A 24,761-nucleotide genomic window follows, 5' to 3' on the forward strand; every position below is an offset into this window, starting at 1 on the left:
ACGATCGACAACCTGTGCGGCGCCCGGTTCTCCGGGCGCCGCACAGTGTTGTGCGGGTCCGACGCTATGCGGGTCCGACGCGGTGATGCAGCGAAGGGCGCAGCTCCCGGCCGCGCAGAGACGACGCGCAGCCCCGGCTGCGGGACGACGCGAGACGCGGCCCGGCTACGCCGGGACGGCTCGTAGCGCACCCGGCCGGCGCCCCGCCAGCCGGTCCAGGGCGGCGGTCGCGGCGGCGTCGGCGGGCAGGTGCACGACGAGGCGCTGGTCGTCGTCGGCCGGCAGGTCGAGCGTCTCGTACGCCAGACGCAGCTCCCCCACCCCCGGGTGGACCATCCGCAGCACCCCGTGCGCCAGCGGCAGCCCCGGCAGCGTCGCCACCCGGCGGGTGAACGGCTCGCCCGCCGTCACGCTCAGCTCGTCGGCGAGCGCCGCCACCGCGCCGTCGGCGCGGAACGGCCCCTGCTTCAGCGCCGCGACCTGCTCATCGGCGACGTGCTCCCAGTCGGGGAACACCGTGCGGGCCCGCGGGTCGGTGAACACGAACCGCGGCAGACTCGGCGGGTCCCCGTCGGCCGAGGCGTCGAGGAGTCCGGCGGGCGCGGCGAGCCGCTCGAACGCGGGCGTGTGCGCGAGGATCTCGCCGAGCCGGTTGAGCAGCACCGCGGGCGCCGGCTCCAGCCGGTCCAGCAGCGCCCGCGCCCCGGCCCGCACCGTCCTGGCCGCGGCCGCCGCACCCCGGCACCGGAACGCGCCGTCGGCGGCCTTGGTCAGGATCAGCAGATGGTTGCGCTCCGCCGGGGTGAGCCGTAACGCGTCCGCAAGCGCCGCGAGCACCTGCGGCGACGGGCGGCGGTCGCGGCCCTGCTCGAGGCGGATCACGTATTCGACGCTGACCCCGGCCAGCGCCGCGACCTCCGACCGGCGCAGCCCCGGCGTCCGCCGCCGCGGGCCGGCCGGGAGCCCCACGACCGCCGGGTCCAGCGCCTCACGCCGCGCCCGCAGCAGCACCCCCAGCTCGTTGTCGCTCACGATTCCGACGGTACCGCGCGGCGCCGGGCGGATCGTGTCCCCGCCGCTACCAGCCTCCGCCCGGGCTCCCTGCGCGGCCCGCGGCGGGCGACGGTGGGCGGCATGACCACACACGACACACCTTCCGTGCTCGTCGTCGGCGGCGGGTACGGCGGCATCATCGTCGCCAAGGCCCTCGACGACGCCGCCGACGTGACCGTCGTCGAACCCCGCGACACGTTCGTGCATCACGTAGCGGCGCTGCGCGCGGTCGTCGACCCCGATTGGGTCGAGCGCATCTTCCTGCCGTACGACCGGCTGCTGACCCGCGGCAGGTTCGTGCGGGACCGGGCGGAGCGGATCGACGGGACCCGGGTGCGGCTCGCCTCCGGTGCCACGCTCACCGGCAACCATGTCGTCGTCGCGACGGGGAGCGGCTACCCGTACCCCGCGAAACTCGACATCCCCGACGGCGTCACCGCGAAGGCAAGGCTGCGGGCGACGCACGCCGAGCTCACGGCCGCCGACCGGGTGCTGCTGCTGGGTGCCGGTCCGGTCGGCCTGGAGTTCGCGGGCGAGATCGCCGCGGCCTGGCCCACGAAGCAGGTGACCGTCGCCGACCCGTCGCCGGTGCTGCTGCCGGGCGGCTACCCGGACGAGTTCCGTGCGGAGGTGCACCGCCAGCTCGACGAGCTCGGGGTGCGGCTCCTGCTGGGCACCCGTGTCCCGCAGCCGCCGACGGCGCCGGGGCAGGCCGGCGGGTTCAGCGTGGCAGGCATCGATGCTGACATCTGGTTCCGCTGCCACGGTACGCAGCCACGCACGGCCCTCCCGGTCGACGCGCACCTGCGGGTGCGCGGCGTGCCCGGGCAGTGGGCGGTCGGCGACGTCACCGACGTGCCGGAGCTGAAGATGGCCCGCCTCGCGCAGGCGCACGGCGAGGTCGTCGCGGCCAACATCCGCGCGCTGCTGACCGGCGCCGACCTGACGGTCCACGAGCCGTCCCCGGACATGCTGGTGCTGCCGCTCGGCCCGAAGGGCGGCGCCGGCTACGGCCCCGACTTCGGTGTCCTCGGCGCCGCGCAGACCGCCGACATCAAGGGCGGCGACCTGTTCGTCGGCTACTACCGCGACGTGCTCAACCTGGATCCGGAGGGCACGCCGCCCGGCCGCGCCGCGTAACACCGGGGTCACCTGGGCCGCTACTTGCTTGTACTACAGCAAACGCTGTACCGGACCTCGCAAGGAAGGGTTCGCATGTGAAAAGTCTCCGCCGCACCCTTGCCGCCGTCCTGGCGGCGGCCGCACTCGTGCTCGCCGGGGCGCTCCCGGCGCAGGCGATCACCGGCGGCCTGCCGGACGGTGACCTGCACCCCAACGTGGGCATCATCCTGTTCTACGACGGCGACGGGCGGTTCCGCTGCTCGGCGACGTTGATCTCGCCGACCGTGCTCATCACCGCGGCGCACTGCACCAGCGGCACGCTCGGTTCGACGCTCGTCTCCTTCGATTCGGTGATCGCGGAAGCGCCGCCGAGCCCGTTCCCGGTCGCCGCCGACCCCGGCGCCGGCTACACCCCTGAGGAGATCGCCGCGGCCGGGTACCTGTCCGGGACGGCGCTGACCCACCCGGAGTACTCCGACTTCACGGACCTCGACAACTGGAACGACGTCGGGGTCATCGTGCTGGACGAGCCGGTCACCGGCATCACGCCGGCGGTGCTGGCGCCGGGCGGCTACCTCGACCGGTTCGCCCAGCCGGTGCTGAACGACACCGTCTTCACCGCCGTCGGGTACGGCACCGAGGTGCGCAAGCCCGAGTCGGGGCCGCAGAAGCCGCAGCCGATGAGCTACCCGTTGATCCGGCGGTACACCACGGCACCCGGGCAGAAGCTCACGCCGCAGATCCTCCAGCTCAACGGCAACCCCAACGACACCAGGGGCGGCGGCGGGACCTGCTTCGGCGACTCCGGCGGGCCGATCTTCCTCAACGGTTACCTGGTGGCGGTGACCAGCTACGGGTACACCCAGAACTGCCGCTACCTCGGCGGCTACCAGCGGGTCGACATCCCGGTGGTGCAGGACTGGCTCGGCTCGGTGCTCTGAGCACCGGCAGGGCCCGGGAACACCGCGGCCCGGCGGCTGGACCGTTGCGGTCCGGCCGCCGGGCCGGTTTCTTGCCCGCGCCTTACCGCACGGCGTTGTAGGCGTCGACCTCACCGGCGCCGTAGAAGCCGTTGCGGTTGCCGCCGGTGCAGGTGGCCTCGTACCCGGTCAGCGCGGGCACGGGGTTGTAGACGCCGTCCGGGCACGGCAGCGCCTCGGCGGTGCGCTCCAGGGTCGAGGCGAGCGCGGCCGGGGTGAGACCGGGATGGGCGGACAGTGCCAGCGCGGCGACGCCGGCGGCGTGCGGGCCCGCCATCGACGTGCCCTGCTTGTAGCCCCAGCCGTTGGTCTTCGTCACCGTGTTGAACGTCGTGGACAGCACCGCGTCGGTGGTCGTCGACACGGCGCCGCCGGTGCGGAAGCGGGTGTCGCCGCCGGGTGCGGTCACGTCCACGACGCCCTGCCCGTAGGACGAGTAGTAGCTCTTCAGCCGGGTCGGGCCGACCGCGGAGACGGTCACCACGCCCGGGGCCTCCGCCGGCAGGTCCAGGCAGGCACCGGTGATCGTGCGGTCCTCCACGGGGAAGCTGCCGTCGTTGGGGCTGCCGCTGTCGACGAACTTGTGCTGCAGGTCCACGTTGGAGTTGCCCGCCGAGGCGACGGTCAGCACGCCCTTGCTCTGCGAGTACCGCAGCGCGCGCTGCACCGCGATCCAGACGGGGCGCTGCCGCTCGTCGTTGCGGCAGTTGAACTCCCACGGGTCGATGAAGTAGCTGTTGTTGGTGACCTGCATCCCGTGCTCGGCGGACCAGATGTAGCCGCAGACGGCCGCCTCCGGGTAGATGAACCCGTCGTCGTTGACGACCTTGACCGAGGCGACCTTGACGCCGGGCGCGACACCCGCGACACCGACGCCGTTGATGGCCGCGGCGATCGTGCCGGCGACGTGGGTGCCGTGGTCGGACGTGGTCGGGTTCCACGCCGCCTCGGTGGTGTCGACCACCCCGCCGAGACATGACGCGCTCTTGTCCTTGGCGATCTGCGTCGCGAGGTCGGGGTGGGTGCTGGAGATGCCGCTGTCCAGCACGCCGACGACCACGTCCGGGCTGCCGGTGGTCACCGCGTGGGCCTGCGGCACGTCGATCTGGGTCATGTCCCACTGCCGGCTGAACAGCGGCTCGCCGGTCGGGTCGCTGGTCGCCTGCAGCACCGCGGACTCGACGGTCGCCACGGTGGTGTCGTCGTCCACAGGGGTGCCGAGACCGGTCGTGGAGGCGACCGAGTCGACCCCGGCGCCGGCGACGGCGGTCTGGAACTCGGGGTTGGTGGAGCGGGCCACCAGGACCCCGATCTGGTCGTACTTCGCCACGACCGTTCCACCGGCCGCGCTGACCCGCGCGACCGCCTTCGCGGTCGAATGCCCCTGCGGTGCGAGGACGATGAAGGTCGTCTGCGGCCCCACGGCCCACGCGCGTGCTGGTGACACGGCGCTGACCAGGGCGCCGGCGGCGAGCGTCGCGATCGACGCGGCCGCCAGTGCCCTGCGACGAGAAAGTCTCACGGTGTTCCTTCCGTCGGACTGTCCTGAGACGGGCGTTGCTGAAGACACGCCCGTCGACGGAACCAGCGGGGCAGCCTCCCGCCGCGTTACGCGCGCGGTTCGCGGCCCTTAGGGGCAGGCTCAGTGGTGACCCGCATGTGTCGCGCACCGATCCGGGGCAGGCTGTGCACCTGGACACCTTGGAGGACGAGGATGCGAGCTGTACCCGCCGCCGTCGCGGCGCTGCTGGTGGTTTCCGTCGCCGGATGCGGTCTGGGCCCGCGGGAGACGGCGTCGCAGCAGTACCGCGTCGAGGAGCCGGTCACGACGCTCGTCGTCACGGGCGACACGATGAACGTCACCGTGAAGCCGGGCGACGGCCCGGTCACGGTCGTGGAGCACCGCCGCTGGCCGAGCGGTCGCGCCGCGCCGTCCACCGCGCACAGCACGTCGTCGGGGCGGCTCGAGCTGACGTCGACCGGTTGCCGCCGCTGCGACGTCACCCTGACCATCACGGTGCCCGCCGCGACCCGCACCGAGATCCGCGTCGACACCGGCAGGCTGACGCTGCGCGACCTGTCCGGCGACGCCTCGGCCGCCGTCGGCACCGGCGACGTCACCGGTTCGGGCCTGCGCGGCGCGACGTACCGCATGGTGGTGGACACCGGCCGGGTCGAGCTGACCCACGCCACCTCACCCACCGACGTCGTGGCCACGGTCGACACCGGCGAGGTCGACGTGCGGGTGCCGGGCGGCGCCTCGTACGCGGTCCGCAGCGACCGTGGACTGTCCGATGTGGACGTCACCCGGGACCCGTCGTCGCCGCACACGATCACCGTCAACGTCGACACCGGCCACGCCGTCGTCCACCGCACCTGACCGTCCCGCCGGCCGGCGGCACATAGAATCCTGCGGATGCGGATCGCGCTGGTGACGTCGGGCGGGTTTCCTGAGCCGCACTGGCACGACTCGGACCTGCCGCTGGTCGCGGCGCAGCTGCGCAGGCTCGGGGCCGAGGTGGAGGCGCCGGCGTGGGACGGCGACGAGGCCGTGCGGTGGGACCGGTTCGACGCCCTCGTGGTGCAGTCGCCGTGGAGCATGTGGCGGCGGCTGGACGCGTTCCCGGAGTGGTGGACCGGGCAGCAGCGAGCGGTGGTCGAGGAGGCGTACGCGGCGCTGTGCGGGCTGCTGCCGGAGGCCGCACCGACGCCGTTGTCGGTGCGGCTGGACTTCATCGTCGACCCGGCGGCGGCGCGGGGGTTGCTGCTGCTGGAGGTGGAGATGGTCGCGCCGGTGAAGTTCTTCGGGTTGTTCCCCGAGCAGTGCGCGCGGTACGCGGAGGCGGTCGTCAGCCGCGCTTCGTGACGGCCTTGCGGTAGTCGGAGTTGAGGCGGCCGATGAGGGTCAGCGGGATGCCCTTGGGGCACACGGTGGTGCACTCGCCGGCGTTGGTGCAGCCGCCGAAGCCCGCCTCGTCGTGCGCCTCGAGCATGCTGACGACGCGGGAGTCGCGCTCCGGCTGGCCCTGCGGCAGCAGGCCGAGGTGGCCGACCTTCGCCGCGGTGAAGAGCATCGCGGAGCCGTTGGGGCAGGCGGCGACGCAGGCGCCGCAGCCGATGCAGGTGGCGGCCTCGAAGGCGGCGTCGGCGTCGGCCTTCGGCACGGGGGTGGCGTGGGCGTCGGGGGCGGCGCCGGTGGGTGCGCTGATGTAGCCGCCGGCCTGGATGATGCTGTCGAAGGCGCCGCGGTCGACGACGAGGTCCTTCACAACGGGGAACGCGGCGGCCCGCCACGGCTCGACGTCGATGGTCTCGCCGTCCTTGAAGTGCCGCATGTGCAGCTGGCAGGTGGTGGTGGCGCGGGACGGGCCGTGCGCCACCCCGTTGATCATCATGCCGCACATGCCGCAGATGCCTTCGCGGCAGTCGTGGTCGAAGGCGATGGGCTCGTCGCCGGACAGGATGAGGCGCTCGTTGAGGACGTCGAGCATCTCCAGGAACGAGGCGTCGGGCGAGATGTCCGTCACCTCGTACGTGACCATCGTTCCAGCGGAAGCAGGACCGCTCTGGCGCCAGACGCGCAGCTTGAGGTTCATTACTTGTAGCTCCGCTGGCTCGGGTGGACGTATTCGAAGTCGAGCGCTTCCTTGCGCAGCACGGGCGGCTCGCCGGTGCCGGTGAACTGCCAGGCGGCGACGTAGGAGAACTCGTCGTGGCGCAGCGCCTCGCCGTCGGGGGTCTGGCTCTCGGCGCGGAAGTGCCCGCCGCAGGATTCGGCGCGGTGCAGGGCGTCGACGCACATGAGCTCGGCGAGCTCGAAGAAGTCGGCGACGCGACCGGCGCGCTCCAGGTTCTGGTTGAGCGTCTCGCCGGTGCCGGGGACCTTGACCCGGGTCCAGAACTCCTCGCGCAGCGACCGGATGAGGCTGATCGCCTTGGTGAGGCCCTCCTCGGTGCGTTCCATCCCGCAGTACTCCCACATGATGTGGCCGAGTTCCCGGTGGAACGAGTCGACGGTGCGATCGCCGTCGATCGACAGGAGCTTCGACAGGCGCTCCTCGACGGCCGTCCGGGCCGCAACGACCTCCGCATCGCCGGCCGACACGGCGGGGAACGGGCCGGCGGCGAGGTAGTCGTTGATGGTGTTGGGCAGCACGAAGTAGCCGTCGGCGAGGCCCTGCATGAGCGCCGACGCGCCGAGCCGGTTGGCACCGTGGTCGGAGAAGTTGGCCTCCCCCACGACGAACAGGCCGGGGATCGTGGACTGCAGGTCGTAGTCGACCCACAGCCCGCCCATGGTGTAGTGCACCGCCGGGTAGATGCGCATCGGGGTGACGTACGGGTCGTCGCCGGTGATCCGCTCGTACATCTCGAAGAGGTTGCCGTACTTGGCTTCCACCGCGTCGCGGCCGAGGCGGGCGATCGCGTCGGCGAAGTCGAGGTAGACGCCGAGCCCGCCGGGGCCGACGCCGCGGCCCTCGTCGCAGACGTTCTTCGCGGCGCGGGAGGCGATGTCGCGCGGGACGAGGTTGCCGAACGACGGGTAGATCCGCTCGAGGTAGTAGTCGCGCTCCGCCTCCGGGATCTCGGCGGGGACGCGGTCGTCGCCGGCGCGGACCGGCACCCACACCCGGCCGTCGTTGCGCAGCGACTCGCTCATCAGCGTGAGCTTGCTCTGGTGCGTGCCGGACTCGGGGATGCACGTCGGGTGGATCTGCGTGTAGCAGGGGTTGGCGAACAGGGCGCCCTTGCGGTGGGCGCGCCAGGACGCGGTGACGTTGCAGCCCTTGGCGTTGGTGGACAGGAAGAAGACGTTGCCGTAGCCGCCGGAGGCGAGCACGACGGCGTCGGCGAACTCGGTCGAGATGGCGCCGGTGACGAGGTCGCGCACGACGATGCCGCGGGCCTTGCCGTCCACGACGACCAGTTCGAGCATCTCGTGGCGGGCGTGCATCTCGACGTTGCCGAGCGCGATCTGCCGCTCCAGGGCCTGGTACGCGCCGAGCAGCAGCTGCTGCCCCGTCTGGCCGCGGGCGTAGAACGTCCGGGACACCTGGGTGCCGCCGAAGGAGCGGTTGTCCAGCAGGCCGCCGTACTCGCGGGCGAAGGGCACGCCCTGCGCGACGCACTGGTCGATGATGTTCACCGAGACCTGCGCCAGCCGGTACACGTTGGACTCCCGGGCGCGGAAGTCGCCGCCCTTGACGGTGTCGTAGAAGAGCCGGTAGACGGAGTCGCCGTCGTTGCGGTAGTTCTTCGCGGCGTTGATGCCGCCCTGCGCCGCGATCGAGTGCGCGCGGCGCGGGCTGTCCTGGTAGCAGTAGGAGCGCACCTTGTAGCCGGCCTCGGCGAGGGTCGCGGCCGCGGAGCCGCCAGCGAGGCCGGTGCCGACGACGATGACGGTGAGCTTGCGCCGGTTGGCCGGGTTGACCAGCTTGGCGCCGAACTGGCGGCGCTCCCAGCGGGTCTCGATCGGGCCGTCGGGCGCGGCCTGGTCGGCGATGGGCTCGCCGTCGGTCCAGTAGTTCACTTGATCGCTCCGATCGTGACGGCGAACGGCACCGACAGGTAGCCGACGACCAGGACGAGGGACAGCACCAGGGCGATCGCGCGGGCGCGGCGCTCACCGCGCGGCGTCTGCTGGCCGAGGGTCCGCAGCGCGCTGAAGATCCCGTGCCGCAGGTGGAAGCCGACGGCGACGATCGCGAGGGTGTAGAAGAGCGTGACGTACCAGCGTGACGGCGCGAAGTCCGCGACGACGTTGGCGTAGGGGTGCTGGGCGTCCCCGACCGGGTTCACGGTGCCCGTGGTCAGGTCCAGGATGTGGAAGATCACGAACAGCAGGATGATGACGCCGCCCCAGCGCATCGTGCGGGCCGCGTAGCTGCCCTGGACCTTGGGGCGGTGCGCGTAGCGGACCGGGCGGGCGAGCCTGGCGCGCCGCGCGAGGATCACCGCGGCGACGATGTGGCCCACGACCGCGACGGTGAGCCCGCCGCGCTGGATCCACAGGTACCAGGTGTGCGGCAGCAGCGGGGTGCCGATGTCGCGCAGCCAGTGCGCGTAGTGGTCGAAGGCGTCCGCGCCGACGAAGATCTTCAGGTTGCCGGCCATGTGTGCGAACAGGAACAGCACGAGCAGCAGGCCGGTGCCCGCCATGAGGAGCTTCAGGCCGACCGACGACCGGCGCGTCCTCGGCCGGGCCGGTGCCTTGATGGGCTTGACCGCTGTATCTACCGCCACGCAATCGACGCTAGGGACCGGTTCTTTCATTCGTCCAATGCATCGTGTACGCAGTGTCGATAGCCGTAGGCTATGAAGGTGCAGCTCCAACAGCTTCGATACTTCGTGTCCGTGGCCGAATCAGGACATTTCACGCGGTCGGCCGAGGCGCTCGGAGTGAGCCAACCGACACTGAGTAAACAAATTCACACTCTCGAGGCGACGCTCGGTGCGCCCCTGTTCGACCGTTCCCGTGGCGGCGTCATGCTCACCACGGCCGGCGAGACCCTGCTCCCCCTGGCCCGCAGGATGGTCGCCGACGCCGACGCCGCCCGCGACGCCGTGCAGGAGGTCGTCGGGCTGCGGCGCGGCCGGGTCCGCCTCGGCGCCACGCCCAGCCTCTGCACGTCGCTCGTGCCGGTGGTGCTGCGCCGCTTCCACGCCGCCCACCCGGACATCGCCCTGCACGTGGACGAGGGCGGCTCGCAGGACCTCGTCGCCGGTCTCGTCGCCCACCAGCTCGACCTGGCGCTCATCGTCGCCTCCGCGCACGGCACCGACCCGGCCCTCGAGGTCGTGCCGATCCTGCGCGAGGACCTGGTGGTCGCCTCCGTGCACCCGCTGCCGGACTCGCTGACCCTCACCGATCTGCGTGACACTCCGATGGTCATGTTCCGCACCGGCTACGACCTGCGCGACGTCACCATCGAGGCGTGCCGCCGGGCCGGGTTCACGCCGCGGTACGCGGTCGAGGGCGGCGAGCTGGACGCCGTGCTCGCATTCGTCGAGGCCGGTCTCGGCGTCGCGCTGGTGCCCAGCATGGCTCTGGTGAACCGGCCGCTGCTGCGCGCCACACCCCTCGCCGCGCCCGGCGTCCACCGGACGATCGCCCTGGCGAACCCGCGCGGCGCGGTGCTGTCCCACGCGGCGCGGGCACTGCGCGCGATGCTGCTGGAACAGACCGTGCAGACCCCCGGAGTGCGCCGCGTGCAAGCGCTAGAGTCCCCGGCAACCGAGGTCAGGGGGAGGCCGGGGTGAACGATTTCTTCGTCGATCCGAGCGGGTTGCGGGCGCTCAGCGGGCAGCTCACACGGGCGGGCGGCGACGCCCGCGACACGCTGGACTACACACGGCGGCACTGCGCGCTCAGCTGGGACCGGCGCGGGCTGCTGATGCTCGTCGCCGACCCGCACGGCAAGGCCTACGACCGGGTCACGACCGCGCTGGGCCGCCTGCGGGACCTCAGCGACGGCGCCGCGGTCCAGGTCGACCGGGCCGCCGGGCATTACACGACCGCCGACCTGGCCGCCGCGACGGCCCTGGACGCCACCTACCGTGGCGCCGCCGACCCGGGCGAGCTGCGCGGCACGCTGCACCAGTCCCGGCCCGACCTGCTGCCCGCGCGGGCGCCGTTCACCGACGTCCACGGCGTGGTGCTGCAGCCGCCGAGCTACGTCCCGCAATCCGACGCCTTCACGCTCAACCCGCTCACCGACCTGCTCAGCCCCGCCGCCTGGATCCGCCAGGTCGCGGTCTGGCTGTTCGGCGTCGACCCGTTCGAGCCGTGGCTGACGGCATACAGCGGCGACTGGCGCGCCTATGAGCACTGCATGCACGCGTGGCCGCACATCGGCGCCGCCGCCACAGCACTCGGCGGCAACCTCGTCACCGGCGCCGCCGACGTCCCGGCCGCCTGGCGCGGCAACGCCGCCGAGGCGGAGCAGGAGTTCCAGCTCACGCTCGGCGGCGCCGCGACCGCGCTCGGCCCGGCCTGCGAGGAATACGCGCGGCTCTACCCGAAGGCCGTCGACGCCTGCCGGCAGCTCTACGAGGCGACCGGCGGCCTCGTCGGCCAGCTCATCGACACGCTCATCATCGTCAACGTCGCCGGGATCCTCGGCACCGCCACCATCGAGACCGGCATCGGCGCCGTCACCGGCTACGCCACCGCCGCCTACTACACGTGGCAGGCCTACCAGCTGTATCAGGAGATCTCCCGGCTGTATGGCGCGGCCGAGATCACGATCCGCCTCCTCGCCGCCCAGATCGAGGCGGTGCAGGCGGGCGCCGAGGTGACCCGCCTGCCGTCCGTGCAGCCGTATCAGCACCCGGCGGTGCCCCGATGACGGCCGACCCGGTCGCGCTCGCGCTGCTGCGCCGCCTGTCCGAGCTGCGCCCGCCCGGCGACCCGCTGCACGCGTTCGCCGCGACGGTCCTGTCGGGCGAGGCGACGCTGCGCGCCGCGGCCGGCCACCTGGCGTTCTGCGGCGCCCTGGAGCGCCTGGAAGCAGCGCGGCGCGCGGAAGCCGGCCCGGTGGCGCCGCCGGGCGGGCAGCACGTGCCTCTCGGCCGGCCCGGTGTCGAGTCGAGCGGGACCTCCAGGTCGTCGAGGTTGTGACGGGAGCGGGGCACCGGCGCCGGTCGCCCCGCAGCTCCACCGGTCAGGACGGGTCGGCGAGGACCCGGTTGCGGCCGCTGCGCTTCGCGGCGCACAGGTTGCGGTCGGCCTGGCTGAGCAGCGCCGCCGAGGTGATCCGGCCGTCGGGGGTGCTGGACACGCCGATGCTCACCGTCACCGGCAGCTCGCCGGTCAGCTCCGACCAGGGGTTGGACTGGACCGCGGCCCTGATCCGCTCGCCGCGGGCCACGGCCTCCTGCGCGCCGGCGCCGGGCAGCACGACCACGAACTCCTCGCCGCCGAGCCTGGCCACCGTGGCGGGCTCGTCGACGGCGCCCGCCATGACGGTCGCGACCCGCTGCAGGACCAGGTCGCCGACCTCGTGCGACAGGGTGTCGTTGACCCGTTTGAAGAAGTCGATGTCGACCAGCGCGGCGGACACCGCCTCGCCCCGCTGCTCGGCGCGGCTGAGCAACGCCGGCAGCTGCGCATCGACGTCGACCATGCCGCGCTGCCCGCTCAGCGCCTGGCACCGCTCGACGGTGGCCCCGGCGCGGTCCAGCGCGCCGCCGAGCCGCTGGGCCTCGGCGAGGGTGAGCAGCACCTCGGGCAGCATGTTGCCCTCCGCGTCGCGCCGGGCGACGCTCGCGTCGACCAGCGGCAGCAGCGTGCGCTCGGCCTCCTCGAAGCGGCCCTGCAGCAGCTCGACCCGGGCGATCGTGTCCAGGTCCGGGGGGGCGCAGCTGCACGCCGGTCCGCTCGACCAGGCGGCGCATCCGCCCGACGAGCTTGCCGGCGGCGTCCGCGTCACCGTCCTGATACGCGGCGTACGCCATGTTGGGCAGCACCGAACGGCTCAGCTCGTGGTCGCCGGCGGCCGCGGCGATGTCGAGGGCCTCGGCGTGGTACGGCGGCGCGTCCGCCCGTGACGCCACGTCCACCGACAGGGCGAGGATCACCAGGTGTGCGCCGCGGACGCCGCGAGGTTCCCGCCGCGGGCCAGGGCGTCGGCGATGACGAGCCGGGCGCGGGCGGCCAGGTCGTCGCGGCCGAGTTCGACGGCGACGCGTTCGGCGGCCTCGGCCTGCTCGCGGTCGGCGGTGCGCCGGTCGACCTCCATGCCGAGCACCACGGCGGCGACCCTGTCGGCGCTGATCACTGCTGTGCCACTCATGACCCGAACCATCGGCACGCCGAGCAGGTACCTGAGCGCAATGCCACACGGGTGCCGCCTAGGATCGTGCGGGCGGCGCAGGCACGAGAGGGGATCCCGTGGAGATCTGGCAAGCGGTCGTGCTCGGCATCGTGGAGGGCGTGACCGAGTTCCTGCCGGTCTCCTCGACGGGTCACCTGACCATCACCGAGAAGCTGATGGGCATCCCGATCGACGACAAGGGCGTCACCGCGTTCACGGCGGTCATCCAGGTCGGTGCGATCATCGCCGCGATCATCTACTTCCGCAACGACATCGCGCGGTTCATCGCCGGGTTCGTGAAGGGTCTGCGCAGCAAGGAGGCGCGCCAGGAGACCGGCTGGAAGATGGCCATCAACGTGATCATCGGGTCGCTGCCGATCGCGGTCGTCGGGCTGCTGTTCAAGGACATCATCGAGGGTGAGCTGCGCAGCCTGTGGTTCGTCGCCGGGGCCCTGGTCGTGTGGAGTCTCGTCATGGTCCTCGCCGAGCATCTCGCCACGCAGAAGGTCGGCGAGGCCGACCTCACGTGGAAGGACGCGCTGATCATCGGGCTGGCCCAGTGCATCGCCCTGATCCCCGGCGTGTCCCGGTCGGGCGCCACGATCAGCGTCGGGCTGCTGCGGCACCTGGACCGGGTCACCGCCACCCGGCTGTCGTTCTTCCTCGGCATCCCCGCCCTGGCCGCGGCCGGGGTCCTGGAGGGCGTGCAGCGCGCCGGTGAGGTCAGCGACACGGTCGGCTGGGTGCCGGTCGCGGTCGGCACCGTCGTGAGCTTCGTGGTCGCATACGCGTCGATCGCCTGGCTGTTGAAGTTCGTCGCCAGCCACTCCATCGCCACGTTCGTGTACTACCGGGCCGCGCTCGGCGGCGTCATCGTCGCCCTGCTGTGGGGCGGCGTCATCAGCGCCACATAGTCAGGGCGTCATCATCGCCACGTAATGCGGGCGACGCCGGGCGCCGCGGTCGCGATACTGCTGCGATGCGGCACCTGGCGTATCCGAAGATCCCGACGGCGAAGCAGCTCGGCAGCGGCCGTGCCGCCGGCGGCACCTGGGTCGCCACCGAGAAGGTCCACGGCGCGCAGCTCGTGATCGCGGCCGACGGCGGCGGGACGAGGGTCGGCAAGCGCAAGGCGTGGCTGGACGGCGACGAGCCGTTCTTCGGCTGGCAGCTGCTGCGCGGCGCGTTCGAGCGGGCCGCCGCCGTCGCCCTGCAGGACGGTGCCGCGGCGGTACGCATCTACGGCGAGCTGCACGGCGGCCACTACCCGCACCCGGACGTGCCGCCGGTGCCGGGCGCCTCGGCGGTCCAGACCGGTGTCTGGTACTGCCCCGATGTCCGGTTCACGCTGTTCGACGTGCTGGACCATCAGCACCCCGACGACCCCGGGGTCTACCGGACGTATGCGCAGGTTGCGCGGGTCGCCGACGCCGCCGGGCTGGACATCGTGCCGCTGCTGGGCCGCGGCACCCGGGCGTCGCTGGACGCGGTGCCCGTCCGGTTCGAGACGCGGGTGCCGCGGCAGCACCACCTGCCGCCGCTGCCGGACAACCTCGCCGAGGGCGTCGTGCTGCGACCGGACGCCGCGCTCACGCCGCAGGACCGCACCGTCGTCAAGGCGAAGATCGACGAGTTCGACGAGCAGCGGTTCGGTGAGAGCCGGCCGTGGGACCCGTACACCAGGATCCCCGTTGACGACCTGCGCCTGCTCGCCGCCGGGCTGGTCAACGCGCCACGCATCGCCGGCGCCCGGTCGAAGGTCGGCGAGGCGCCGGCGGCGGAGCTGCTCGACGAGGTCGTGCTCGACGTCATGGTCGACCTGTCCGAGGCGTACCCGGCGGCCGTCGCGGCCCTCGACGCCGCCGGGCAGGCCGCGGTCGAGGACGCGGTGCGGGAGGCGGCGGGCAATCACCGCTGAGGCCGCTATCGTCGCGGTATGTCGTTCGACGTCGCACGGGCCCGGCGGGCCTACCCCGCCCTGGCCGAGGGATTCGTCCACTTCGACGGTGCCGCCGGCACACTCGTCGCGGAGCCGGTGGCGCGGGCCGTCGCCGGGGTCCTCGGCGGTGCCGTGAGCAACCGGACCACCGCGTTCGAGCCGGGGCGGCGGGCGCTGCGCATCGTCGAGCAGGCCCGCGCCGCCGTCGGTGACCTGCTCGGCGCCGACCCGGCGGGGGTGGTGTTCGGGCCGAGCGCCACGGCACTGACGTACACCGTGGCCCGCGGGCTCGCCGAGCAGTGGCAGCCCGGCGACAACGTCGTGGTGACCCGGCTCGACCACGACGCCAACGTGCGGCCGTGGGTGCAGCTGGCGGCGCGGGCCGGGGTGGAGGTGCGGTGGGCGGCGTTCGACCCCGCCACCGGGGCGCTGCCCACGGACGTGTTCGGGCCGCTCGTCGACGGCCGGACCCGGGTGGTGGCGGTGACGGCGGCGAGCAACGCGATCGGGACGAGACCCGACGTGGCCGCGATCGCCGGGATCGCGCACGAGGCCGGCGCGGTCGTCTACGTCGACGGCGTGCACGCGACCGCGCACCTGCCGGTCGACGTGGCCGCGCTGGGCGCCGACTACTACGTCACCAGCGCCTACAAGTGGTCCGGGCCGCACCTGGCGGCGTGCGCCGCGACGCCGCAGCAGTGGGAGCGCACGGCGATGCTGAAGCTGCTGCCGTCCCCGGACGCGGTGCCGGAGCGGTTCGAGCTGGGCACGCCGAGCTTCGAGCTGCTCGCCGGGGTCGAGGCGGCGGTCGATTTCATCGCGACCCTCGACGACGAAGCGTCCGGTTCGCGCCGCGACCGGGTCCTGCGGTCGATGGCCGCGGTCGACGCGTACGAGATGGACCTGTTCGACCGGCTGCTGAAGGGTCTGCGCGCGGTGCCGTCGGTGCGGGTGCTGCCGGCGCCGGAGGGTGGCTGCCCGACGGTGTCGTTCCGGGTCGGCGACCAGAACCCGGCGCGGACCGCCGGGCTCCTGGGCGAGCAGGGGATCTGCGTGTTCTCCGGCGACTACTACGCCGCGGAGTACTTCATCGCGATGGGGCTGCGGGAGTCCGGCGGCGCGGTGCGGGCCGGGCTCTACCACTACACGACCGCCGAGGAGGTGGACCGGCTCGTCGCCGCCGTGGCTCAGGTGCTGTAGCCGTCGGCGTATTCGGCGTGCCGGCCCTCGGTCCGAAGTGGACGGTCGGTGAGCACGGCGGCGCCGGCGAGGGGCCACCACCGCCCGACCTGTTGCATGGCGGCCAGGAGCGCGTCGAGCTCCGGGAACCCGGGCAGCGGCACGGTCCGCGCGGCGCTCTCGAACGCCGCGATGACCGACGCGGTGGCCCGCGGGTCGAGGTAGCCGCCGAACTCGTGCCAGAGGACCACGCCCTCGGGGTCCGGTGACGTGCCGACGACGTCGCCGACCCGGAACCCGGTCACGTCGCCCGGCGCGGGTGCGGACAGGTGCGTGCTGAGCCGGTCCGCCAGCTGCCAGACCGGGCCGAGGAACGCCTCGCCGCGCAGCTCGGTCAGCAGCGCCTGCAACGCCTCCCAGTAGTCGGCGGCGGGGATCTCCACGTCCATGTCGTCCCACATCGTGTAGGACAGGCGGTCGCCGCCGAGCGCGGTCAGCAGCGCCGACTCGAGCCGCCGGCCGAGCGGGTGCCACAGCGCCTCGCGCTGCCGGGCGGTGCCGTAGTAGGCGTCGGACACCAGGCGGCGCACGGCGTCATGATCCGCCCACGGGTCGATGGGCCCGTCCGGGTCGCCCCAGCCGGCGGGTAGCTGCGCGGCGATCGCCGCGACCGCGTCCGCGGCGACGTCGGCGACGTCCGCGGTGCCGGGCCTGGCGGCGAGCAGCGCCTCGCGGGCCGAGCCGCCCGCGCACCGCCCGGGCGGCGAGCGCACCACCGTAGGGCGAGTCCATCCACACGATGAACGCCGGTGCCGGCTGGCCCGCGGCCGTGTACGCCGCGCAGACGGCGGCCTCGGCGGCGCCGCGGTCGCACCGCTGCACGGACGTGCCGGTGCGCAGCCAGCGCTCGACGACTCCGGCCACGGTCGCCGCCTGCGCGTCGGTCAGCATGCGTTGACGGTACCCGCCGGCAGGCGCACCGTGACCCGCAGTCCGCCGCCCGGGTTGGGCACGGCGCTGGCGCGTCCACCGTGGACGGTAGCGATCGACGCGACGATGGCGAGGCCGAGCCCGAAACCGTCGGTGCCGGTGCGGGTGTGCCGGTGGAACGGCCTGAACAGCCCTTCGGCGTCGGCGGGGTCGATGACGGGTCCGGTGTTGGCGACGGTGAGCAGCGCCCCGCTGTCGTCGGCGGCCGTGGTGATCCAGACGTCGCCGCCGTCGACGTTGTAGCGGGTGGCGTTGTCGACCAGGTTCGCGGCGAGCCGCTCCAGCAGGATCGGGTCGCCGGACGTCGGGGTGGCCTGCAGCGACAGGTGCAGCCGGCGGTCGCCGGTGTCCTTGCCGTCCAGGACGTCCTCGACGCAGGTGGCGAGGTCGACGGGCTCCCGCACGGCCAGGCCGGCATCGGTGCGGGCCAGGGTCAGCAGGGCCTCGATGAGCGCCTCGGCGTGCCCGACCGCGGCGCGGACGTCGTCGGCCATGCGCAGCAGCTCGTCCCGCGACGGCGCCGGTTTCGCCAGGACCACGTCGATGGTGGCCCGCATGACGGTCAGCGGGGTCCGCAGCTCGTGGCTGGCGTTGGCGATGAACCGGCGCTGCCCGGTGAACGCGGCCTCCAGGCGGTCCAGCATCGCGTCGAACGTGTCGGCGAGCTGCCGCAGCTCGTCGCGGGGGCCGCCGAGGGACACCCGGGCCGCGAGGTTGTGCTCGGAGGCGGCGCGGGCGGCGGCGGTGATGCGGTGCACCGGGCGCAGCACCCGGCCGGCGACCAGCCAGCCGGCCGCCGCGGACAGCACGGTGACGACAGCGAGCGTGGTCACCGAGTAGCGCAGCAGGTTGTCCAGCGTCTCCTGGCGCTGGGTCCTCGCGCCGGCGACGACCCCCTCGTCGAAGGCCCGCTGGCACTTGTTGCGCATGCCGGGCTCCAGCTCCGGTGCGCCCTTGAGCACCGCCTTGCAGTCCTCGGAGAACTGCGCCGGCACCGGTTCCACGCCCTTGCCGGACGCCTTGTCCTCGGCCAGGCTCGCGGCGACGAGGGCGTAGATGATCGCGACGACGACCGCGCCGCCGGCCGCGAACAGCACCGTGTACAGCAGGGTCAGGCGGACCCGGACGGTCAACCTCACATCCGGTACCCCTTGCCCACGACCGTCTCGATGAGCGCCGGCGGGCCGAGCTTGCGCCGCAGCCGGGTCAGCGTCACCGACACGATGTTGCTGAACGGGTCGGCGTTGGCGTCCCACACGTGCTCCAGGAGGTCCTCGGCGCTGACCACCGCGCCGTCGGCGGCGACGAGCATCTCCAGGACGCCGAACTCCTTGCGGGTCAGCTGCAGCGGCCGGTCGGCGCGGCTGGCGCGGTGCCGGGCCCGGTCGACGGTCAGGTCGCCGCGGCGCACCACCGGCGGCGCCGACGGTGCCCGGCGGGCCAGGGCGCGGACCCGGGCGACGAGCTCGTGGAAGGCGAACGGCTTGCCGAGGTAGTCGTCGGCGCCGAGCTCCAGGCCGTCGACCCGGTCGTCCACGGCGGAGGCGGCGGTGAGCATGAGGATGCGGGCCGCGCCGCCGGCCAGGGACCGGCACACCTGGTCGCCGTGCACGACCGGCAGGTCACGGTCCAGCACGACGACGTCGTAGCCGGTCTCGGCGGCCCGGGTCAGCGCGGCGGCGCCGTCGGTGACGACGTCGACCGCCATGCCCGCGTCACGCAGCCCTTCGCCGATCCGCGCGGCGAGGGTCGCGTGATCCTCGACGACCAGCACCCGCATGGCGACCATTGTGCCGCGCCGGGCATGACATCCGTCCGACATGCGCGGTAGCGCCCGTGTCACCGGCGGCCCGGTACACCGGCAGCATGAGAATCGTCATCGCCTCCGCCGCGGTGCTCGTGCTCGCCCTCGCCGGCTGCAGCGGGTCGCCGGCCTCACCCGGCGTCCCCCGGCTGTCCGGCGCTGCCACGGCCGGCAACCCGCAGCAGCGCAAGGCCGCGTTGCACGCCGCCGCCGAATGCATCCGGCAGCACGGCATCACCGGCTACCAGGACCCTGTGCTGACGGCCGACGGCCACGTCTACACCGACTCCCGCAGCTACCGCGACGCCGAGAACGCCACCATCCAGGCGGTCGAGGACGCTTGCAAGAGCCTGCTGGACGCGGCGCAGTTCCAGCCGACCGAGCAGGCCCCGGCACCGCCGGCACTGGTGCAGGCCGGGGTCCGGTCGCGGCAGTGCCTGCGCGAGCACGGGCTGGTGAACCTCACGGACCCGACCGCCACGACGGAGTTCACGCCCGGGCACGGCTTCGGCGTCAACCCCGAGGAGATGCCAGGCGAGAAGACCGACCCGGTCGTGCAGCGGGCGCTCGACGCGTGCCGGCCGATCCTCGACGAGGAGGCCCGCCTGTCGAGCCTCGGAAGCCTCGGCGATGCGTAGGCGGGCCGTGGTCGCCGGTGCGGCCGTCGTCGTCGCGGCGACCGCCACCGGCGGCGGATGGTGGCTGCGCGCCCGGCCTGCGCCCGGCGCGGCGGCAAGCTCGGCGCAGGCGGCGACGGGCACCGTGCCGGTCGTGCGCACCGACCTGTCCACGACCACGCACGTGACCGGGGCACTCGGGTTCCGCGACGCCTACACGGTGTTCGCGCAGGGCCCCGGCGGCACGGTCACCGGGCTCCCCCGGCCCGGCCAGGTGATCGGCCGGGGCGAGCCGGTGTTCGAGCTGGACGGCCTGCCCGTGCGGCTGCTCTACGGTGCCCGCCCGGCGTGGCGGCCGTTCGCCGCCGGCATGACCGCGGGCGCCGACGTGCGCGCCCTGGAGGAGAACCTGGTGGCGCTGGGCCACGGGCGGTCGCTGACCGTCGACGACCGGTTCACCGCGGCGACGGCGGCCGCGGTACGCCGCTGGCAGCAGGCGACCGGGCAGACCGCGACGGGGCGGGTGGAGCTCGGCGCGGTCACGTTCCAGCCGGGCCCGGTGCGGGTCACCGAGCTCACCGCGAAGCTCGGCGCCACCAACCGCGGCGAGGAGCCGGTGCTGTCGGGGACGTCGACGGCGGCGGCGGTCACGATCTCGGTCCCGGCGGGCCGGAGCTACTTCGTGCACGCCGGTGACCCGGTCACCGTCACCATGCCCGACGGCGCCGAGGTCAAGGGCACGGTGGCGTACCTGTCCGCGGTCGCCGAGACGGCACCGTCCATGGACGGGCGCGCACCCCAGCCGATGATCACCGGGCTCGTCACCCTCGACGACCCGTCGGCCGCCGGCGACCTCGACCGCGCGCCGGTGCAGGTGAACGTCACCGGCAAGTCCGTCCGCGGGGTGCTCGCGGTGCCGGTCACCGCGCTCGTCGCGCTCGCCGGCGGCGGCTACGGCGTGTGGATCCGCGCGGGCGCGCAGCGGCGGCTCGCCGGGGTCACCACCGGGCTGTTCGCCGAGACGCTCGTCGAGGTGCGCGGCGACCTGCGTGAGGGCGACCTGGTGGAGGTACCGGTCGGATGAACGCGGCGCTGGAGCTCCACCTCGTCAACAAGATCTACCCGCCGCCGACCACCGTGACCGCGCTGCGCGACGTGTCACTGGTCGTGCGGGCCGGCGAGACCGTCGCGGTGACCGGCCCGTCGGGCGCCGGCAAGACGACCCTGCTCAGCATCCTGGGCACCCTGGAACGGCCGACGTCGGGGGTGGTCCGCATCGCCGGCACCGACACCACCGACATGTCCGACCATGAGCTGTCCGGGGTACGGGCGTGGCACCTCGGCTTCGTGTTCCAGCAGTTCTTCCTCCTGGAGCACCTCTCGGTGCTGGACAACGTGGCGACCGGCCTGCTGTATCGGGGGGTGCCCGCCGCGACGCGACGGGCGCGGGCCGGCGAGGTCCTCGAACAGGTCGGGCTCGCCGGGCGGCTCCGGCACCGCCCGGCGCAACTGTCCGGGGGCGAACGGCAGCGGGTCGCGATCGCGCGGGCGCTGGTCGGGCGGCCGGCGGTGCTCCTCGCGGACGAGCCGACCGGCAACCTCGACTCCGCCACCGGCGGCGAGATCGCGGCCCTGCTGGCCGGCCTGGCCGGCACGACGACGGTCGTGCTCATCACCCACAACGCGGAGGTGGCCTCGACCATGGCCCGTCAGGTACGGCTGCGCGACGGCCGGATCGTCGACGACCCGGGTGCGTCATGAAGCCGGTGACGCGGCTGCGGCCCGGCGACGCGGTCGCGGTGTCGACGGCGGGCCTGCGGGCGCGGCGGCTGCGGGCGGCGCTGTCGGCACTGGGCATCGCGATCGCGATCGCCGCGCTCGTCGCGGTCCTCGGCGTCGCGGAGTCCTCGAAGGCCGAGCTGCTCGACCAGCTCGGCCAGCAGGGCAACCTGCTCACCGTCGCCTCCGGCAAGACGTTCAACGGCGACCCGACACCCCTGCCGGTGACCGCGCCGGCGATGATCCGGCGCATCCCGCCGGTCCGGTCGGTCGCGACCGTCGGCGACGTCCGCGGCGTCACGGTCCGCCGCTCCGCCGCCGTGCCGGCGCAGCAGACCGGCGGCATCGCCGTCCTCGCCGCCCAGCCGTCCCTTGTGGACGTGCTCGGGGTGCCGCTGGCCCGCGGCGCGTTCCTGCCCCACCCGGCGTTCCCGGAGACGGTGCTGGGCGACGCGACCGCGCGGATCCTCGGCATCGGCGCCCTGGACGCGCAGACCCAGGTGTACCTCGGTGGCACGTACTTCACCGTCGTGGGGGTCCTGGCCCCGGCGCCGATCGCCCCCGAGATCGACACCGCCGCGCTGATCGGCTTCGACGTGGCCGACACGCTGTTCCACCTGGAGGGGCTGGCCAGCCGGGTGTACCTGCGGGTCGACCCCGACCAGGTCGCCGACGTCGCGTCGGTCCTCGCGTTCACCGCCGCGCCCTCGGATCCCCGCTCCGTCGAGGTCCGCCGACCCTCGGACCTGCTGCTGGCCCGGATCGCGGCGAAGGGCGCCTTCGTCGGGCTGTTCCTCGGCCTCGGCGGCGTCGCCCTGCTGGTCGCCGGGGTCGGCATCGCCAACATCATGGTGATCTCTGTCCTGGAGCGCCGCGCCGAGATCGGCCTGCGCCGGGCGCTGGGCGCCCGCCGCCGTGACGTCGCCGCGCAGTTCCTGCTCGAGTCGGCGCTGCTCGCGGGCGCCGGCGGGGTGCTCGGCGTCGGCCTGGGCTGCCTCGCCACGGCCGTCGTGGCGCACCTGGCCGGCAACCCGACCGCGATCCCGCCGGTGGCGCCGCTGGCCGGGCTCGCCGCGGCGGTCGCCGTCGGTGCGCTCGCCGGCGGCTACCCGGCGGTGCGGGCGGCCCGCCTCCCACCGGCGGACGCCCTCAGAACGTTGTGACCTCGCGGCGATTCCACTATAGTGGAATACGTGACAACCTTCGATCTGGGGGCGCTGGGCGCCCGCGTGCGGCGGGAACGGCACGCACGCGGGCTGACCCTCGACGACCTTGCCGCGGCCAGCGGGGTCAGCCGCAGCATGCTGTCGGAGGTGGAGCGGGGCAGCCGGACGCCGACCGTGCTCACCGTCGACCGGATCGCGACCGGGCTCGGCACCAGCCTCGCGCGGTTGCTGCGCGACGAGCTGGCCGACCCGGTCGTGGTGCTGCGCCACGGCGAGCAGGACGTCGTGCGGGACCCGGCCGGCTGGGAGCGGCGGGTCCTGAGCCCGGTGCGCACCGGCGTCGAGTTCGAGTTCATGCGCACGACGATCGGCCCGGGCGTCGACGCCGGCACGTTCGACCCGCACGCCCCCGGATCCCGGGAGCATCTCGCCGTCGAGTCCGGCCGGCTGCTGCTGACGCTCGACGGCACGCCGGTCCAGCTGGGCCGCGGCGACAGCATCGCCTATGCGGGCGACGTGCACCACGGGTTCGCCAACCCCGGCACCGAGCCGTGCGTGTATTACCTCGTCATGGACCTGACCCCATGAGCGCGCCGCTGCCTCCCTCCTGGCGGTGGCGGGAGGACGAGGTCCGCGCGCTCGGCGAGCGGGTCGCCGCGATCGTCGCCGCCCACCTGGCAGGGTTGCCGTCCGATCCCGTGTTCCGGCCGGTACCCCCGGCCGCCGCCTCGGCGTTCGCGACCGCGCCGCTGCCGCTGGACGGCGCTCCCGCCGGCGACGTGCTGGCCCGCTTCGTGGCGGACGTGCTGCCGTATCCGTTCGGCAACGGCCACCCCCGCTTCCACGCATGGGTCAACTCGCCGCCGCACGCCCTCGGCGTGTTCGCCGAGGCCCTCGCCGCCGCGATGAACCCGAGCGTCGCCGGCGGCAACCACGCCGCCGTGCACGTGGAGCGGCAGGTGGTGCGCTGGTTCGCCGACCTCGCCGGGTTCCCTTCCGGCTCCCCCGGCGGCACCGGCCTGCTGGTCAGCGGCGGGTCAATGGCGACCCTGACGGCGTTCACGGTCGCCCGCCACCGCGCCACCCGCGCCGCCGGCATCGACGTGCGCGCCGACGGGCTGCAGGGCCTCGGCCGGCGCTGCACGCTGTACGTGGGCGCCGAGGGCCACGGCTCCGCGCACAAGGCCGCCGAGCTGCTCGGGATCGGATCGTCCAACGTGCGGGTCATTCCTTCCGACGCCGCGCACCGGATGCGGCCCGGCCTGCTCCGCTCGGCACTCGACCGGGACGTCGCCGACGGGTGTGTGCCGCTGGCCGTCATGGCCACCGCCGGCACCGTCAACACCGGCGCGATCGACCCCCTGGACGAGATCGCGGACGTCTGCGCCGCGCACGGCGTCTGGCTGCACGTCGACGGCTCCTACGGCGGCCCGGCCGTCCTGCTGCTCGACCGGTACCGGCGGACCCGTGCCGCCCTGGCCCGCGCCGACAGCATCGCCATGGACCCGCACAAGTGGCTGTACGCGCCGGTGGACGCCGGGCTCGTCCTGCTCCGCGACGCCACGGCGGCCAGGGACGCGTTCAGCCTCGTCCCGGCGTACCTGCGCACCGACGGCGACCCGTCCGGCGTCGGCGGGCCGGTGTGGTTCAGCGAGTTCGGCTTCGACCAGACCCGGCCGTTCCGCGCGCTCAAGGTGTGGATGCTGCTGCAGCACCTCGGCGTCACCGGGTACCGCGACCTGATCGCGCACGACATCGCCGTCGCCGACCGGCTCGCCGCCGGGATCGAGGCCGCCGCGGACCTGCGGCTGCTGGCCCGCGGCCTCAGCGTCGTGTGCTTCCGCGCCGCACCGCCGGGGTGTCCGGCCGACGCGCTCGACGAGCTCAACCGCCGCGTGCTCACCGACGTCCAGCTCGGCGGCCGCGCGTTCCTCGCCGGCACCACCGTCGACGGCGTCTTCGCGTTGCGCGCCTGCGTGGTCAACCCGGGCAGCGGCGGCGCCGACGCCGACGCGGTCGTCGCCGAGGTGCTGGCGGCACTGTCCCGGCAGCGCTGAGGCCGACGACCGTCTGTTCACCGCAGTTGCGGTCGTCGTTCGCGTGGGCGTCCCCGCCGACATCGACCGCCGACGTGAGATGGCTGCGACATCCATCGACACGGCGTGGTGGGGCCGGCGGTGCCGGCGCGCAGGACGTCGGCGCCGTTCTGCAGGACGCGCTGCGCACCGGCGACGGCATCCATCAGCGCAAGTGGGCAGCGCACCGGCGGGGCGGCTCCGGGCGGCTCTGGGCGGCTCCACCCGTGCCGACTGCGCCG

The 24,761-nt window shown here is 73.8% G+C and carries 27 protein-coding genes; 17 read left to right on the forward strand and 10 right to left on the reverse strand.

The window, feature by feature from the left end:
- Window positions 1-165: 165 nt before the first annotated feature.
- Complete coding sequence (locus OHA72_RS55730) at window positions 166-1,032, reverse strand: helix-turn-helix transcriptional regulator (protein ID WP_327004218.1); 867 nt, start codon at window positions 1,030-1,032, stop codon at window positions 166-168.
- A gap of 102 nt (window positions 1,033-1,134) precedes the next feature.
- On the opposite strand from OHA72_RS55730, the gene OHA72_RS55735 reads away from it, so the two are divergent.
- Both OHA72_RS55735 and OHA72_RS55740 read left to right on the forward strand, forming a co-directional pair.
- The gene (locus tag OHA72_RS55735) at window positions 1,135-2,193 is read left to right on the forward strand and encodes an FAD-dependent oxidoreductase (protein ID WP_327004219.1); all 1,059 of its coding nucleotides are present in this window, start codon (window positions 1,135-1,137) and stop codon (window positions 2,191-2,193) included.
- Between the two features lie 77 nt (window positions 2,194-2,270).
- Window positions 2,271-3,116, forward strand: a complete 846-nt coding sequence (locus tag OHA72_RS55740) for a S1 family peptidase (RefSeq protein WP_327004220.1) — start codon at window positions 2,271-2,273, stop codon at window positions 3,114-3,116.
- 82 nt (window positions 3,117-3,198) lie between these two features.
- Here the strand turns inward: OHA72_RS55740 and OHA72_RS55745 are convergent, their stop codons facing one another.
- Window positions 3,199-4,677 (reverse strand): S8 family peptidase, encoded by a 1,479-nt coding sequence (locus tag OHA72_RS55745; protein WP_327004221.1) that lies wholly within the window; start codon window positions 4,675-4,677, stop codon window positions 3,199-3,201.
- Window positions 4,678-4,869: 192 nt separating this feature from the next.
- Here OHA72_RS55745 and OHA72_RS55750 point away from each other — a divergent pair, with 192 nt between their 5' ends.
- On the forward strand, window positions 4,870-5,535 hold the full coding sequence (locus tag OHA72_RS55750) for a DUF4097 family beta strand repeat-containing protein (RefSeq protein ID WP_327004222.1): 666 nt from the start codon (window positions 4,870-4,872) through the stop codon (window positions 5,533-5,535).
- A gap of 36 nt (window positions 5,536-5,571) precedes the next feature.
- On the forward strand, window positions 5,572-6,021 hold the full coding sequence (locus OHA72_RS55755) for a DcsG N-terminal domain-containing protein (protein WP_327004223.1): 450 nt from the start codon (window positions 5,572-5,574) through the stop codon (window positions 6,019-6,021).
- On the opposite strand, the gene OHA72_RS55760 is transcribed toward OHA72_RS55755, so the two are convergent.
- Genes OHA72_RS55760 through OHA72_RS55770 form a run of 3 tightly spaced genes read right to left on the reverse strand, consistent with a single transcriptional unit; the run spans window position 6,005 to window position 9,314 of the window.
- Window positions 6,005-6,751, reverse strand: a complete 747-nt coding sequence (locus OHA72_RS55760) for a succinate dehydrogenase/fumarate reductase iron-sulfur subunit (RefSeq protein ID WP_327004224.1) — start codon at window positions 6,749-6,751, stop codon at window positions 6,005-6,007. The genes OHA72_RS55755 and OHA72_RS55760 overlap by 17 nt on opposite strands.
- Window positions 6,751-8,685: a fumarate reductase/succinate dehydrogenase flavoprotein subunit gene (locus OHA72_RS55765; protein WP_327004225.1), complete on the reverse strand. Its 1,935-nt coding sequence runs from the start codon at window positions 8,683-8,685 to the stop codon at window positions 6,751-6,753. The genes OHA72_RS55760 and OHA72_RS55765 overlap by 1 nt, the downstream gene beginning before the upstream one ends.
- Window positions 8,682-9,314: a succinate dehydrogenase cytochrome b subunit gene (locus OHA72_RS55770; protein ID WP_327011855.1), complete on the reverse strand. Its 633-nt coding sequence runs from the start codon at window positions 9,312-9,314 to the stop codon at window positions 8,682-8,684. Before OHA72_RS55770 ends, OHA72_RS55765 begins: the two co-directional genes overlap by 4 nt.
- 156 nt (window positions 9,315-9,470) lie before the next feature.
- Here OHA72_RS55770 and OHA72_RS55775 point away from each other — a divergent pair, with 156 nt between their 5' ends.
- From OHA72_RS55775 to OHA72_RS55785, 3 genes are read left to right on the forward strand one after another with little or no spacing between them, the layout of a single operon-like run.
- Window positions 9,471-10,415 (forward strand): LysR substrate-binding domain-containing protein, encoded by a 945-nt coding sequence (locus OHA72_RS55775; protein WP_327004226.1) that lies wholly within the window; start codon window positions 9,471-9,473, stop codon window positions 10,413-10,415.
- Window positions 10,412-11,503 carry a type VII secretion target gene (locus OHA72_RS55780; RefSeq protein WP_327004227.1) on the forward strand — a complete coding sequence of 364 codons (1,092 nt, stop codon included), beginning with the start codon at window positions 10,412-10,414 and terminating at the stop codon, window positions 11,501-11,503. The genes OHA72_RS55775 and OHA72_RS55780 overlap by 4 nt, the downstream gene beginning before the upstream one ends.
- A complete protein-coding gene (locus OHA72_RS55785; RefSeq protein WP_327004228.1) occupies window positions 11,500-11,775 on the forward strand; it encodes a hypothetical protein in 276 nt (91 codons plus the stop codon). Before OHA72_RS55780 ends, OHA72_RS55785 begins: the two co-directional genes overlap by 4 nt.
- A 43-nt stretch (window positions 11,776-11,818) precedes the next feature.
- Here OHA72_RS55785 and OHA72_RS55790 read toward each other — a convergent pair whose 3' ends face one another.
- Together OHA72_RS55790 and OHA72_RS55795 are read right to left on the reverse strand one after the other, a co-directional pair.
- A complete protein-coding gene (locus OHA72_RS55790; RefSeq protein ID WP_327004229.1) occupies window positions 11,819-12,586 on the reverse strand; it encodes a diguanylate cyclase in 768 nt (255 codons plus the stop codon).
- Between the two features lie 144 nt (window positions 12,587-12,730).
- On the reverse strand, window positions 12,731-12,949 hold the full coding sequence (locus tag OHA72_RS55795) for a hypothetical protein (RefSeq protein ID WP_327004230.1): 219 nt from the start codon (window positions 12,947-12,949) through the stop codon (window positions 12,731-12,733).
- 98 nt (window positions 12,950-13,047) lie between these two features.
- On the opposite strand from OHA72_RS55795, the gene OHA72_RS55800 reads away from it, so the two are divergent.
- The 3 genes from OHA72_RS55800 (at window position 13,048) to OHA72_RS55810 (ending at window position 16,109) form a co-directional block, all read left to right on the forward strand.
- Window positions 13,048-13,884 carry an undecaprenyl-diphosphate phosphatase gene (locus tag OHA72_RS55800; RefSeq protein ID WP_327004231.1) on the forward strand — a complete coding sequence of 279 codons (837 nt, stop codon included), beginning with the start codon at window positions 13,048-13,050 and terminating at the stop codon, window positions 13,882-13,884.
- Between the two features lie 65 nt (window positions 13,885-13,949).
- Window positions 13,950-14,888, forward strand: coding sequence for an RNA ligase family protein (locus OHA72_RS55805; protein WP_327004232.1), 939 nt, complete (start codon window positions 13,950-13,952; stop codon window positions 14,886-14,888).
- Window positions 14,889-14,906: 18 nt separating this feature from the next.
- The gene (locus OHA72_RS55810) at window positions 14,907-16,109 is read left to right on the forward strand and encodes a cysteine desulfurase-like protein (protein WP_327004233.1); all 1,203 of its coding nucleotides are present in this window, start codon (window positions 14,907-14,909) and stop codon (window positions 16,107-16,109) included.
- Here the strand turns inward: OHA72_RS55810 and OHA72_RS55815 are convergent.
- A complete protein-coding gene (locus OHA72_RS55815; protein WP_327004234.1) occupies window positions 16,097-16,861 on the reverse strand; it encodes a hypothetical protein in 765 nt (254 codons plus the stop codon). The genes OHA72_RS55810 and OHA72_RS55815 overlap by 13 nt on opposite strands.
- Window positions 16,862-16,887: 26 nt before the next feature.
- On the opposite strand from OHA72_RS55815, the gene OHA72_RS55820 reads away from it, so the two are divergent.
- The gene (locus OHA72_RS55820) at window positions 16,888-17,046 is read left to right on the forward strand and encodes a hypothetical protein (protein ID WP_327004235.1); all 159 of its coding nucleotides are present in this window, start codon (window positions 16,888-16,890) and stop codon (window positions 17,044-17,046) included.
- Here OHA72_RS55820 and OHA72_RS55825 read toward each other — a convergent pair.
- Window positions 17,033-18,217, reverse strand: a complete 1,185-nt coding sequence (locus tag OHA72_RS55825; RefSeq protein ID WP_327004236.1) for a sensor histidine kinase — start codon at window positions 18,215-18,217, stop codon at window positions 17,033-17,035. The two genes, OHA72_RS55820 and OHA72_RS55825, sit on opposite strands and share 14 nt — an antisense overlap.
- Window positions 18,214-18,858: a response regulator transcription factor gene (locus tag OHA72_RS55830; RefSeq protein WP_327004237.1), complete on the reverse strand. Its 645-nt coding sequence runs from the start codon at window positions 18,856-18,858 to the stop codon at window positions 18,214-18,216. Before OHA72_RS55830 ends, OHA72_RS55825 begins: the two co-directional genes overlap by 4 nt.
- A gap of 86 nt (window positions 18,859-18,944) precedes the next feature.
- Between OHA72_RS55830 and OHA72_RS55835 the strand changes: the two genes are divergently transcribed.
- The 6 genes from OHA72_RS55835 to OHA72_RS55860 are packed head-to-tail and all read left to right on the forward strand — an operon-like array spanning window position 18,945 to window position 24,501.
- Window positions 18,945-19,520, forward strand: coding sequence for a hypothetical protein (locus OHA72_RS55835; RefSeq protein WP_327004238.1), 576 nt, complete (start codon window positions 18,945-18,947; stop codon window positions 19,518-19,520).
- Window positions 19,513-20,583 carry a peptidoglycan-binding protein gene (locus tag OHA72_RS55840; RefSeq protein WP_327004239.1) on the forward strand — a complete coding sequence of 357 codons (1,071 nt, stop codon included), beginning with the start codon at window positions 19,513-19,515 and terminating at the stop codon, window positions 20,581-20,583. The genes OHA72_RS55835 and OHA72_RS55840 overlap by 8 nt, the downstream gene beginning before the upstream one ends.
- Window positions 20,580-21,260 carry an ABC transporter ATP-binding protein gene (locus tag OHA72_RS55845; protein ID WP_327004240.1) on the forward strand — a complete coding sequence of 227 codons (681 nt, stop codon included), beginning with the start codon at window positions 20,580-20,582 and terminating at the stop codon, window positions 21,258-21,260. The genes OHA72_RS55840 and OHA72_RS55845 overlap by 4 nt, the downstream gene beginning before the upstream one ends.
- A complete protein-coding gene (locus OHA72_RS55850) occupies window positions 21,257-22,441 on the forward strand; it encodes an FtsX-like permease family protein (protein ID WP_327004241.1) in 1,185 nt (394 codons plus the stop codon). The genes OHA72_RS55845 and OHA72_RS55850 overlap by 4 nt, the downstream gene beginning before the upstream one ends.
- A 30-nt stretch (window positions 22,442-22,471) precedes the next feature.
- Window positions 22,472-23,032: a helix-turn-helix domain-containing protein gene (locus OHA72_RS55855; RefSeq protein WP_327004242.1), complete on the forward strand. Its 561-nt coding sequence runs from the start codon at window positions 22,472-22,474 to the stop codon at window positions 23,030-23,032.
- Complete coding sequence (locus OHA72_RS55860) at window positions 23,029-24,501, forward strand: pyridoxal phosphate-dependent decarboxylase family protein (RefSeq protein ID WP_327004243.1); 1,473 nt, start codon at window positions 23,029-23,031, stop codon at window positions 24,499-24,501. The genes OHA72_RS55855 and OHA72_RS55860 overlap by 4 nt, the downstream gene beginning before the upstream one ends.
- The last annotated feature ends 260 nt before the right edge of the window (window positions 24,502-24,761 follow it).

The sequence above is a fragment of the Dactylosporangium sp. NBC_01737 genome, from assembly GCF_035963215.1.
Taxonomy (GTDB): Bacteria; Actinomycetota; Actinomycetes; order Mycobacteriales; family Micromonosporaceae; genus Dactylosporangium.